Source organism: Bhargavaea massiliensis, assembly GCF_018390575.1.
GTDB classification, from domain to species: domain Bacteria; phylum Bacillota; class Bacilli; order Bacillales_A; family Planococcaceae; genus Bhargavaea; species Bhargavaea massiliensis.
The window spans coordinates 27,836-40,186 of the sequence record NZ_JAHBCJ010000006.1 but is presented as its reverse complement, the minus strand read 5'-3'; the positions used below and the strand labels follow the sequence as shown (position 1 = coordinate 40,186).

13 protein-coding genes are annotated in these 12,351 nt (G+C 53.6%); 8 read left to right on the top strand and 5 right to left on the bottom strand.

All coding sequences use genetic code 11. From position 1 onward, the window contains the following. Positions 1-22: 22 nt before the first annotated feature. Positions 23-1,063 (bottom strand): selenide, water dikinase SelD, encoded by a 1,041-nt coding sequence (selD, locus tag KHA84_RS10150; RefSeq protein WP_213423604.1) that lies wholly within the window; start codon positions 1,061-1,063, stop codon positions 23-25. Positions 1,064-1,218: 155 nt separating this feature from the next. Here selD and KHA84_RS10145 point away from each other — a divergent pair, with 155 nt between their 5' ends. The 7 genes from KHA84_RS10145 (at position 1,219) to KHA84_RS10115 (ending at position 7,614) form a co-directional block, all read left to right on the top strand. Further along, positions 1,219-1,941 (top strand): YebC/PmpR family DNA-binding transcriptional regulator, encoded by a 723-nt coding sequence (locus KHA84_RS10145; RefSeq protein WP_213423414.1) that lies wholly within the window; start codon positions 1,219-1,221, stop codon positions 1,939-1,941. Between the two features lie 62 nt (positions 1,942-2,003). Further along, positions 2,004-2,780 carry an exodeoxyribonuclease III gene (locus KHA84_RS10140; protein WP_213423413.1) on the top strand — a complete coding sequence of 259 codons (777 nt, stop codon included), beginning with the start codon at positions 2,004-2,006 and terminating at the stop codon, positions 2,778-2,780. An 85-nt stretch (positions 2,781-2,865) separates the two neighbouring features. After that, positions 2,866-3,345, top strand: coding sequence for an SRPBCC domain-containing protein (locus KHA84_RS10135; protein WP_213423412.1), 480 nt, complete (start codon positions 2,866-2,868; stop codon positions 3,343-3,345). A 278-nt stretch (positions 3,346-3,623) separates the two neighbouring features. After that, entirely contained in the window at positions 3,624-5,360 is a 1,737-nt protein-coding gene (locus KHA84_RS10130) for a carbon starvation CstA family protein (RefSeq protein ID WP_213423411.1), read from the top strand. Between the two features lie 62 nt (positions 5,361-5,422). Then, positions 5,423-5,680 (top strand): cory-CC-star protein, encoded by a 258-nt coding sequence (locus KHA84_RS10125; RefSeq protein ID WP_213423603.1) that lies wholly within the window; start codon positions 5,423-5,425, stop codon positions 5,678-5,680. Positions 5,681-5,693: 13 nt separating this feature from the next. After that, positions 5,694-6,650: an ArsA family ATPase gene (locus KHA84_RS10120; protein ID WP_213423410.1), complete on the top strand. Its 957-nt coding sequence runs from the start codon at positions 5,694-5,696 to the stop codon at positions 6,648-6,650. Next, on the top strand, positions 6,631-7,614 hold the full coding sequence (locus KHA84_RS10115; RefSeq protein ID WP_213423409.1) for a zinc-binding dehydrogenase: 984 nt from the start codon (positions 6,631-6,633) through the stop codon (positions 7,612-7,614). Before KHA84_RS10120 ends, KHA84_RS10115 begins: the two co-directional genes overlap by 20 nt. Positions 7,615-7,642: 28 nt before the next feature. Here KHA84_RS10115 and KHA84_RS10110 read toward each other — a convergent pair whose 3' ends face one another. From KHA84_RS10110 to desA, 4 genes are all read right to left on the bottom strand, one after another. Continuing rightward, positions 7,643-8,173: a DUF421 domain-containing protein gene (locus KHA84_RS10110; protein ID WP_213423408.1), complete on the bottom strand. Its 531-nt coding sequence runs from the start codon at positions 8,171-8,173 to the stop codon at positions 7,643-7,645. Positions 8,174-8,303: 130 nt separating this feature from the next. Then, positions 8,304-8,909 carry a response regulator transcription factor gene (locus tag KHA84_RS10105; RefSeq protein WP_213423407.1) on the bottom strand — a complete coding sequence of 202 codons (606 nt, stop codon included), beginning with the start codon at positions 8,907-8,909 and terminating at the stop codon, positions 8,304-8,306. Then, positions 8,906-10,138: a sensor histidine kinase gene (locus KHA84_RS10100; protein ID WP_236823243.1), complete on the bottom strand. Its 1,233-nt coding sequence runs from the start codon at positions 10,136-10,138 to the stop codon at positions 8,906-8,908. Before KHA84_RS10100 ends, KHA84_RS10105 begins: the two co-directional genes overlap by 4 nt. After that, positions 10,138-11,199, bottom strand: coding sequence for a Delta(5) desaturase DesA (desA, locus tag KHA84_RS10095; protein ID WP_213423406.1), 1,062 nt, complete (start codon positions 11,197-11,199; stop codon positions 10,138-10,140). Before desA ends, KHA84_RS10100 begins: the two co-directional genes overlap by 1 nt. Before the next feature lie 154 nt (positions 11,200-11,353). Between desA and KHA84_RS10090 the strand changes: the two genes are divergently transcribed. Then, on the top strand, positions 11,354-12,310 hold the full coding sequence (locus KHA84_RS10090) for a threonine ammonia-lyase (protein ID WP_336511135.1): 957 nt from the start codon (positions 11,354-11,356) through the stop codon (positions 12,308-12,310). The last annotated feature ends 41 nt before the right edge of the window (positions 12,311-12,351 follow it).

Sequence of the window (12,351 nt, the reverse complement as noted above, 5' to 3'; positions counted from 1 at the left end):
TTCATCTCTTTCCTTTGGTGGCTTACAAAACCCGGATTTTTCCTGCGTGTTCTTCAGTTACTTCACCGATGATATGGGCGTCCACTCCATTTTTCCGGAGCGCAGCCAGCAGTTCGTCTGCCTGGCTGCCGTCCACGGAGGCGAGCAAACCGCCAGAAGTGACCGCGTCACACAAAATCCATTGCGAAGTTTCATCCATTGTATCCGGGTAAGTGATACCGTCCGCCACATGGGCGTGGTTGTTCTTTGTCCCTCCCGGAACGGCGCCCTGTGCGGCGAGTTCTCGCGTGCGGGGGAGGACTGGGACATCCTGCGAGCGGATGATCAGTCCGTTCCCGCTTCCTTGTGCCATTTCTGTCGCATGTCCAAGGAGCCCGAAACCGGTCACATCGGTGGTGGCATGGACGTCGTAATCGTTCATCGTTTCTGCCGCGGTTTTGTTGAGCGTTGTCATCACGTCCGTCACTTCCCGGACGTCTTCTTCCGAGAGGAGGTCACGTTTCAGGGCAGTCGTATAGATTCCGACACCGATCGGCTTTGTCAAAATCAGTTTGTCCCCGGGTTTCGCGCCAGCATTAGTACGCACTTTGGACGGGTGGATCGTGCCTGTGACGGCAAGCCCATACTTCGGTTCCTGATCATCGATTGAATGGCCGCCGACAAGCGTGACGCCGGCTTCCTTCATTTTATCCGCCGCTCCCCGCAGGATATCGGCAAGGATTTTCTTGTCGAGGTTGCCGATTGGGAACGCGACAATGTTCAGAGCCGTGACAGGTGTTCCGCCCATGGCATAAATGTCACTGATGGCATTGGTTGCGGCAATCTGTCCGAAGTCATAGGGATCATCGACAATCGGCGTGAAAAAGTCGGTCGTCTGGACGAGAGCGAGGTCATCTGTCAGCTTATAGACACCCGCGTCATCGCTTGTGTCGAGACCGACAAGCAGATTCGGATCCGGTACGGCTGCGGGAAGTTCCCGTAGCACACCCGCGAGGTCTGCAGGTCCGATTTTGCATCCGCATCCGCCTTTTTTGGTCAGTGTAGTCAATTTGATTGAAGACATGTCATCCCGGCCTTTCTTTGCCAAGTCTTTTCATCCAATCATATCATAACGGCACTTTCCGGTAGGGGAGTGACGCTCCGGTATTCATATTGTTAGGAGAAAATGGTATACTATATTATTGCAGAGAAGCTTAAATCCGAAAGAGAGTGGATTTCATGGGCCGTAAATGGAACAACATCAAAGAAAAGAAAGCTGCAAAAGACCAAAGCACCAGCCGTGTGAACGCAAAGTTCGGGCGTGAGATCTACGTCGCTGCGCGGCGCGGCGAACCGGATCCCGAATCCAACCAGGCACTAAAAATCGTGCTGGAGCGCGCGAAGACGTATAACGTTCCGAAGCATATCGTTGACCGGGCCATCGAAAAGGCAAAAGGCGGCTCTGATGAAAACTACGACGAATTCCGTTATGAAGGCTTCGGTCCCGGCGGCTCGATGGTGATTGTGGATGCGCTATCGAACAACGTCAACCGGACGGTCTCGGAAGTACGGGCGGCATTCGGCAAGAATGGCGGCAATATGGGGGTCGCAGGTTCGGTTTCCTACATGTTCGACTCAACGGCTGTTTTTGTCATTGAAGGCAAGGGAGAGGAAGAGACCCTCGAGATGATGATGGAAGAAGACATCGAAGTCCGCGACGTGTTCGAGGATGAGGGCAGCGTGATCGTATACGCCGAACCTGAGGATTTCCACGCAGTGCAAGAGGCCTTCAAGGAAAATGGCATCAACGAATTCCAGGTGGCCGAGCTCAGCATGCTTCCGCAAACGGAAGTTTCTCTTAGTGAAGAGGACCTGGCCCAGTTCGAAAAAATGATCGACGCACTTGATGATCTGGAAGACGTTCAGCAGGTCTACCACAATGTCGACCTCGGCGACGAATGATGGAATAACCGCCATACCCGCCTTCCAAGGAAGGCGGGTTTTTGCATGGAAGGAGCAACAAGATGAAGTTTGTTTCGTGGAATGTAAATGGCCTTAGAGCCTGCGTGAAAAAAGGGTTTCTTGATTATTTCAATGAAGTGGATGCGGACATCTTCTGTGTGCAGGAGACGAAGCTGCAGGAGGGCCAGATCCATCTCGATATGGATGGCTACCAACAGTACTGGAACTACGCGGTTAAAAAGGGTTACTCCGGCACTGCGGTGTTCACGAAGTATAAGCCGCTGTCGGTCCGTTACGGACTTGGCGAGGAAAATGTCCAGGACGAGGGCAGGATCCTCACCCTCGAGTTTCCGGCTTTTTACCTGATCACCGTCTACACCCCCAACTCGCAGCGGGATTTGGCGCGTCTGCCGTTCCGTCTTGAGTGGGAAGACCGTTTTCTGGAACATGTGAAACAGCTGGACGAGGAAAAGCCCGTGATTCTGTGCGGCGACCTGAATGTCGCCCACCGGGAGATAGACCTGAAAAATTCGAAGACGAATGTCGGCAATTCCGGCTTCACCTTCGAGGAACGCAGAAAGATGACCGACTTGCTTGATTCAGGCTTCATCGATACATTCCGGCATTTCTATCCTGACCGGACGGGTGTTTATTCGTGGTGGTCTTATATGAATAAAGTCCGCGAACGCAACATCGGCTGGCGTATCGATTATTTTCTCGTCTCGGAGCGGCTGGCGCCGCTTTTGACACACGCGGATATCCATTGCGACATCATGGGAAGCGATCACTGTCCCATCGTCCTCGAAGCCAATCTCGCACCGGGGCGTGTATGGGTCTGAGCCTTTTTTCCTGTGAGAAGGAATTCTGAACCGTCCTGCCGAAATGATGGCAGGGCGGATTAATTTTTTTCTGAGGGGGAGACGAATGGCTGATATTGCTGAATTGAACAGAAACGGAGAAGGGCTGACGGCTTACCGCGAAGTCAGATACCCTCATGAAAAAGCAGAGGTGTGGGCTTATCTGACCGATAATGACCGGCTTTCCGGCTGGTTTGATGAGCTTCGGATGGGTGAAGCGGGCGAAGGCGGACATTATTTGTTTGACATGGGGGAGCACGGAAGAGAAAAGCTTGAAATCTTCAGATTTGAGCCTGGAGAGACCGTAGAGTTTGATTGGTTCGGTGATGTGGTCCGGTTCGATCTGGTCGCGGACAAAGGCAGCACTGTCCTCGCTTTCAAGGAAACAGTCAGGAAACTGACGGAACAGACAGTAAAAGATTTGGCCGGTTGGCATGTCTGCCTGGATGTGATCGGTACCCTGTTGGACGGAAGACAACCGGAAAATCGACATGCTGACTGGGAAAAATGGCATGAGGCGTATAGCCTGGCAGTTGGCGAGTTATAGGAGGCGGGCCGTGGGGGCCGTGTCATGGACGTGGGGCATCCCCGGTGGATCCGGCAAATCAGAACAACCGAAGGAAATGATGGGGCTTTTGTCTCCGTCATTTTTTTATACCGGAAAATAACTAAATTAATTCGATAGATTTGAATTAACGGAAATTTCAATTATAATAGTCACATATACATATAATGAATGCGCAAAGAGAACTCGGGGTTTCCGCCTCTGCGGCAAGTTGCCGTCAGCGGGTTCCATATAAATATCAAAAAAGGGGGTCAATCGTTATGAATGCAATTCTGGTTGCCTTGATTGGGATGGTTGTCTTCGCGCTGGGTTATCGCTATTATTCAAAGTTTGTTGCGGAACGCATTTTCCGTCTTGATCCGAATTATGTCACTCCGTCCCACAAGTACAAAGACGGCGTCGACTTTGTCCCGACAAACAAATTTGTCCTGTGGGGGCATCACTTTACATCCGTTGCCGGAGCAGCCCCGATTCTCGGGCCGGCGATTGCCGTTTACTGGGGATGGCTGCCGGCTTTCCTGTGGGTCGTTCTCGGCACGGTGTTTGCGGCAGGTGTCCATGATTTCGGGACACTGGCGCTGTCGGTCCGAAACAAGGGGCAGTCCGTCGGGACGATTGCGGACCGGCTGATTGGGCAACGGGCCAAGATGCTGTTTTTGTTCATCATCCTCATTCTGGTGCTGATGGTCAACGCGGTATTTGCCTGGGTCATCTCCAATCTGTTCATTAAATACCCGGCAAGTGTGCTGCCGGTATTTATCCAGATTCCGCTGGCAGTCTGGATCGGATACGCCGTCTATAAACGCCAAAAGAAAATGCTCGTCCCGTCCCTTATAGCCCTTGCAATTATGTATATTGCGGCAATTGTCGCCAGCCAGGTAAGCTGGCTGCAGGTCGACCTCGTCTCCATGATGGGCGGCGAGGAAGGGGCAGGGCTGTTCGGTCTCGGTGCGGTGTCGTCTGCCTTCTTCATCTGGATCGTGATCCTCATGATCTATGTGTATATCGCCTCGACCCTTCCGGTCTGGAAACTTCTCCAGCCGCGTGACTTTATTAACTCCCATCAGCTCGTAGTCGGTCTCGGCATTTTGTACCTCGGCCTCATTTTCACGAATCCGAAAATCACCGCCCCGGCCGTCCATGCCGCGAATGATGTTTCCTGGTTCCCGCTCCTGTTCATTACCATCGCTTGCGGGGCCATTTCCGGATTCCACGGCCTCGTGTCGTCCGGTACATCATCCAAGCAGCTCGATAAGGAGACCGATGCCCGATTTGTCGGCTATCTCGGAGCGGTCGGCGAAGGTGTCCTTGCGCTGATCTCCATCTTGGCTGTAGTGACTTTATTCCCGAGTGCAGCGGCATTTACGGAAGCCTACAGCAGTTTTGGCACAGCCAATGCCGGCGGACTCGGAAACTTTGTTGAAGGCGCTTCGGGCCTTGCGGGAGGGCTCGGCATCCCGGCCAGTGTGGCGACGACGATCGTTTCCATTATCATTATCAGCTTTGCGGCGACAACACTCGATTCTTCCGTCCGGCTCATGCGCTATATCATCGCCGAAATCGGCATGGAGTACAAGATGCCCGTGCTGGCCAAAGCTCATGTGGCGACATCAGTGGCCGTCCTGTCCAGTGCCGCACTCGTCCTGATCCCGAAAGGACCGAACGGATTCGGGTCCGGCGGATATCTGCTTTGGCCTCTGTTCGGCACGGCAAACCAGCTGCTTGCAGGCATCAGCCTCATGCTGATTGCAGTCTGGCTGAAAAAGCTGGGCAGAAATTACATGGTTGCACTGATTCCGATGATCTTCCTCCTGTTCATGACGCTCATCGCCATGTTCCAGCAGGTGTTCTTCGAATGGTCGATGTGGGGAACCAACTCGAATATGCTGCTGTTCGTGTTCGGAGCCATCATCTTCGTATTTGCGGTCTGGATCATCTTGACTGCGTTTAATGTCCTGACGAGGGGCATTGATCAAAACTTGCCGGTGGAAGACTGAAGGGTGGAACTGGGGCCGTCCCAAGCGGCCCCTTTCTTTAATGGGAGGTGGATCCGATCGAGCTGACGGAGAAATTAAAGAAACTGATCCGGTATTACGAGGAAGTGATCAGCCTGCCACACAAGCGGGAAATTGCAGCGGAACTCCGGGATGAAGATGATTTGTTCCTGCTTCTCCTGTATTCCGAGATGATCGGCATCCCAAATCCGGTCTATTACTATACACTGGAGCTGTACCCGTACATGATTGAGAAGTTTCATGATTGGCACCTCCGGATGGGGATGGAGAAATCTCCGTTAACCGGGATCCGATGCTGCTGAGGGGAGGATCAGAATGGATGTTTTGAGCAAAGAAGTGATCTTTGTCGGGGGAAAGGGCGGAGTCGGAAAATCCACTTCTGCTGCGGCCATTGCCCTCAGGTCAGCTGCAGACGGGCATAGGACCTTGCTGGTTTCCACTGACCCGGCACATAATACGGGGGACATTTTCGGGAGGGAATTGGACGGGGAGGTCACAGAAGTGGCTGAGCGCCTGTCCGCGCTGGAAATCGATCCGGACAGGGAGACCGAGGCCTACATCGGAACCGTGAAGGACAATCTGAAGGGGGTTGTCCACTCCGCGATGGCAGACGAAGTCAGCCGGCAACTGGACACCGCAAAGGCTTCCCCCGGTGCGGATGAAGCGGCGCTGTTTGACAGGCTGGTGACCATCCTCCTCGAGGAGCGGGACCGGTTCGACCGAATCATTTTCGATACCGCTCCGACGGGCCATACGATCCGTCTGCTTACGTTGCCCGAGCTGATGGGGGTCTGGATCCGCGGCCTGCTTGATAGAAGGAGGAAGACCAACGAAAACTATTCGGCTCTGCTGAATGACGGAGATCCAGTGGAAGATCCCATCTATGATGTCCTGAGGGAACGGCAGGACCGCTTTACCCGCGTGAGGGAGATTCTCCTCGATCCCGATAAGACCGGCTTCATCTTCGTCCTGAATCCGGAGCGGCTGCCCATTTTGGAGACGGAAAAAGCGGTAGCGCTTCTCGGCCGCCATCATCTCCACGTCCGGACCCTGATCGTCAATAAGGTGCTGCCGGAAGAGGCGGACGGGGAATTTCTCCGAGAGCGCAGGTTGCATGAACGCGGGTATCTGGAACTGATCAACAAAACATTCAAGGAGCAGGAATTGATCTCTGTGCCTCTTTTCCCGAGGGACATCGCCTCGATGGAAGATTTGGAGGCATTCAGCCAACATTTTAAGGCAGGTGGACAAATTGAAGGCATTCGTTTATGAAATGGGAAAATGGAAAATGAAGGAGATGGAGGATCCGGTCGCCGGTCCGGGTGAGGCGGTCGTCTCACTGAAAGTGTCCGGGCTGAACCGCCGTGACCTCTATATACCGGGACGCCTCGGACCCGACAAGGAAGCGGTCGTCATAGGCTCTGACGGAGCGGGTGTCGTCAGCGGGGTCGGGGAAGGAGTAAGCCGTTTCAAGAACGGCGACGAAGTCATCATCAACCCGGCCCTCGGCTGGATGGAGCAATCGGCTGCCCCTCCTGCCGGTTTCGAAATCCTTGGCATGCCGGACAACGGGACGATGGCCGAAAAGATCGTGCTCCCGGCAGACCAGCTGGAGCCGAAGCCCGCCGGACTGTCATGGGAAGAGGCCGGCGTCCTGTCGCTTGCTGCCATGACGGGATACCGGGCTCTGGTCACCCGGGGACAGATTGAGGCAGGCCAGACAGTGTTTATCCCGGGGGCGGGAAGCGGCGTGGCAACTTATCTGATCCAGTTTGCCAAGGCGCTCGGGGCCAGGGTCATCGTTTCCTCCAGAAGCGCGGACAAGCGCAGCCGGGCGGCTGAAATCGGCGCGGACCTCGCCATCGACACGAATGCGGACTGGAAAGCGGAACTGAAGGATGAATCTATCGATCTCATCATTGATAGTGTGGGTGAAGCGACGTTCAACCGGGCGCTGGAGGTACTGAAAAAAGGCGGACGGATCGTTACATTCGGCGCCACGACGGATGATCACATCCGTTTCGACCTGCGCTCTTTCTTCTACGGACAGTATGATCTCCTCGGCTCGACAATGGGGAACCGGGAAGAACTGCGTGACCTGCTGAAATTGATGGAGAACAAGGACATCCATCCGGTTGTCGATTCGGTTTATCCACTGGATGACATCCGGGAAGCGATGGATAAACTGGAGAATAGCACGCAATTCGGCAAGGTGGCCATACGCATTGCGGAATAATTAAGCGGAAAACAAAAGACGCCAAGCCCTATCGGGCCGGCGTCTTTTGAATGCCGTTCACATCAGTCAGCGCCTCTGCCATGTCCTCCTGACGGCCTTTTTTGACTACAGATAGGTCTCCATTCGTCTCAAGAATGACTGCTTCGACTTGTTCAAGTGAGGCGATTCCCTGTTCGCGGACGCTTTGCAAGATCTCAGTCCGGTGAACCCGGGTCTTCCGCATGGCTTCTTCCCGGAAGGCGCCATGCGCATACAGGGCCTCAGGAGAGCCCTTTATCAGATTCCTTGCTGTTTTCCATCTGACTGTCATCCAAGAAACAAGGAACTGCAGAAGCAGAAGAAGACCCAGAGCGGAAATCCCGCTTGCAAGGGACGTCTTTTTATCCAGCAGAGTCGTCGCTAGTACGGAGCCGAGTGCAATCGTCACAACAAAGTCAAACATATTCATCTTGGATAAGGACCGTTTGCCCGAAATTCTCAGGCACACAATCAGCAATACATATGAAATGACTCCCGTGGAAAGAATTCTGCCGATGTCTTCCCAACCGCCAAAAAACATCTATACACTCCTCCTGTCTATCAGTCGTTTACCACGGATGATTGTCGGCAAACCCATATGCCGGAAAGCAAAAAAGACAGCCGGATGCGGTGAATCCGGCTGTCTTTTTGCGTAGTCAGTTAAATGTTGATTACTTTCCCCGGAACCATCCGTTTTCATGGAACCGGGCAACGGCTTCAATCCGATTGCCGACATTCAGTTTGTCGAGGATGGTGGAAATGTAATTTCGAACGGTTCCTGTAGTCAGGAACAGTTCCTCTGCAATCTCCTTGGTTTCTTTGCCTTTAGCGATCAGTTCCATCACTTCGGTTTCCCTCGCTGTCAGGGGGTTCGGGTTGCTGAATGCCATATCGACCAGTTCAGGTGCGTAGATTTTGCGGCCGCCTACGATCGATCGGATCGAATCGGCGAGATCTTCACTCGGGCTATCCTTCAGGAGGTACCCGTCGACATGTGCATGGCGGGCCCGCTCAAAGTAACCGGCCCTGGCGAATGTCGTCAGGATGATGATTTTGCATGGATGGTCTTTTAGCTCATCTGCGGCATCCAGTCCGGTCATGACCGGCATTTCAATGTCCATGATGCATATATCGGGGTTGTGTGCCCTCACGAGCCGGACTGCCTCCGCGCCGTCAGCGGCCTGTCCGACAACGTTCATATCCTCTTCAAGGTCAAGAAGAGAAGCAAGCGCGCCAAGAAGGAGACGCTGATCTTCCGCAATCACTATCCTGATCATCCGATCCCTTCCTTTCTCCCTTCCTGGATCACATCCGGGACTTCGATGAGCAGGCGTGTCCCGCCGGCAGGCCCGTTACCTTCCACATGAAGGGTTCCGTTGACAAAGTCCAGTCGTTCTCTCATTCCCCTCAGTCCATTTCCCCGTGAAGGCCCTCCGCTGATTCCGATGCCGTCATCGCATACTTCCAATTGAATGCCCGCATTGGTCTCTGAAAGCCGGATCGTACAGGATGAAGCCTTGCTATGCCGGACAATATTCGTGACCGCTTCCATCAGGCACATTCCGAGAACATCATCGATCAGCGGCCCGGGCTTGAACTCATTTGGGTCATTGTCGATGGTGACGTCAATTTCAGCAGCGCCGAGTGTTTGCACGGCTCTGGCCATTTCGATTTCGAGTGTGGTGCCCCGCATGCCGGAGACCAGGTCACGCACTTCCTTCAGCGCGGTCCTTGCAGTCTGCCGGACATCGAGCATTTCCTTTTCGGCACGTTCTATGTCCCTCCCGGCAAGCTTTGACGCGAGATCACTTTTCATCCCGATCAGTGAAAGCTTTTGCCCGAGTGTGTCATGAAGATCCCTTGCGATGCGCTGACGCTCTTCGTGAACAAGAAGTTCGCCGATCAGGCGGTTGGCATCTTCAAGTTTCTCTTCAAGAACTTCCTGGCGATGCCGGTTGTATTTATGGAAAGGGATCAGGATGACGCCGATGACCGACATGATCAGGAACGGATACTGTGTCCTGAATATCTCGGGTTCGGTGAAGATGACCAGAACAAGCGCCGCGACGGATGCTGCGATATTAAACGAGTAAAACAGGAAAAACGGTGTCCGCCGCCTGGTTTCCCCGATAAACAGGGCCAGGAACAGGAAAAAGTAGATGTAGCCGAATGCCACGGTCAGCGTGAAGCTGATCAGTATTTCGAAGATCAGACAGGTGTAGCGGACTCCTGTGTTCTGGGTGAAAGAAAATTTGTAGGCTACCAGGAAGAGCGCGAACAGAATGATTCCGATGCCGATCTCTCTTGCTGACATGGTCCTGAAGATGAAGAAGAAGGGCATAATCAAAAAGAAAACCCATGCGTAAATATTGAACCAGCGGTTTTTGGGATACAATTGATACCATTTCTGCACGGATGCCCTCAGTCCCATCAGTCTGTTTTCTGCATTATACCAGACTCCGGAAATGCGGACAGCCGCACCGGATTGATCCGGGCGGCTGTTCATCAGGATTTCCTCGCATCAGGCTTTGGCCGGCTCATGGCTTCGCCCAGTGCGGCGCGTGTGCGTGCCGGCGCGGAGGTCTTCAGTTCACGGAACGTGATGAATCGCTTGTTCGCTTCATCAAATAGCTTGAATCGGAGGGACTCCAAGCTGGTTTTGAGAGTGATGGTCGTCGCTTTCTGCAATGGCTCGACAGACTCATGGGCTTCTTCCAGCTTGTAGTTCGGTACGCGCGGTGCCAGGTGGTGGACATGATGGTAACCGATATTACCGGTCACCCATTGGAGCACGAGCGGGAGCTTGTAGTAGGAGCTTCCGTCAACGGCAGCCTTCACATAATCCCACTCAGATTCATCCTCGAAGTAGGAATCCTCGAATTGGTGCTGGACGTAGAACAGCCAGATTCCGAGCATACCGCCCACAAACATGATGATGCCCTGGATCAGGAGAAATGCCTGCCAACCGACGAGCAGGGCGGTTGCCGTGTAGAGGACTACGACTGCGATATTGATGAACCAGGTGTTCCGGCGTTCTTTCGGCTTCGCATCTTTGCGGTTAAAGCGTCCGGATACAAGGAACAGATAAAGCGGACCGAATCCGAACATAACGATCGGGTTCCGGTAGAGCCGGTAACCAAATTTCTGGAGCGGAGTTGCCGCCCGGTACTCTTCGACAGTCATGACCCAGATGTCACCCGTTCCGCGCTTGTCCAGATTGCCGCTTGTCGCATGGTGGATCGAGTGCTCGCGCTTCCATTTTTCATAGGGGAAGAGTGTCATAATACCTGTGATCGTTCCGAGTGTGTCATTTGCCTTTTTGTTCTTGAAGAACGAACCGTGCGTGCAATCGTGGAAGATGATAAATGTCCTGACGAGGAAACCGGCTGCGATGACCGAAAGTCCGACGGTAAGCCAGACGGAGACCGACAGGCTCATATAGGCCAGCACCCACAAAAGGAAGAAGGGCGGGATGGTATTCAGTATCTGGATCACACTCGCCTTTTTGTCGGTGGTCTCAAATGGCTTGACGCTTTTACGGAGTTGGATCGTTTTTTCTCGGCTCATAGTTTTCCTCCCGATGGTATTGATGATGTATTTATCGTACCCGGAAGCAGATTCTGAAAACAGGCATAGGTGTAAACAGTTGCGTATGACAAGTGTCATGGTTGCCCCGGCATGTTCAGGGAACGTAAACTATAAATAGGAAGAAAACGGGGGGATGAAAATGATCGGGCTCGACAAAATCCGGGAAGCTGCGGAGGAAATCAGTGATATGGTCCACAGGACACCGGTGCTGACTTCATCGATGCTAAATGCGCAAACAGGAAACGAGGTGTTCCTGAAGGGGGAACATCTGCAGAAGACCGGATCATTTAAGATCCGCGGAGCTTCAAACAAGATTCTGAAGGTGGTCCGTGGAGGTGTCCGTCACGTGGTGGCCGCGTCTTCGGGAAACCATGGGCAGGCGGTCGCCTATATAGCAGGGAAGTCGGGCGTGCAGGCGACCATCGTGGTGCCGGAAGATGCCTCGCCTGTTAAAATCTCGGCGATCGAAGCATACGGGGGCAGGGTGGTCAGATATGGCCTTACCTCGGCTGAACGGATTCCGGAAGCAATCAGGATTGCAGAAGAGACCGGCGGCTTGTTTGTTCCCCCATATGATGATCCGGACATCATTGCGGGGCAGGGGACAGCAGGGATGGAGATCGTCTCCCAAATCCCCGGCTGCGAAGCGGTTTTCGTACCGGTAGGCGGAGGGGGACTGGCAGCCGGGATCGTCTGTGCAATCAAACAGCTGAATCCGGAAATCATCGTGATCGGGGTGGAACCGGAATTGGCGGACGATACGAAGCAGTCTCTTGAAGCAGGCATTAGAGTCCCAATCGGCCCGACCCGGACAATAGCGGACGGCCTCAGGACTTCAATTCCCGGGGAACTGACATTTCCGATTTTGCAGCAGCATCTCGATCAGCTCATCACGGTTTCGGACGAAGAGATTGCGGAAGCGTGCAGACTCCTGTTCCAGGCTGCCAAACAGGTAGTGGAACCATCGGGAGCGGTAGCGGTCGCCGGACTCCTTACGGGTAAGTCGGGCATCACAGGAAAGAAAACGGTCGCTGTGCTATCGGGAGGAAATGTTTCCGCCCAAGGTTTCTCGGAAATACTGAATGCCTGACGGACGATAGCCGGGCGGCTTCCTCTTCTTCGACAGTTCAG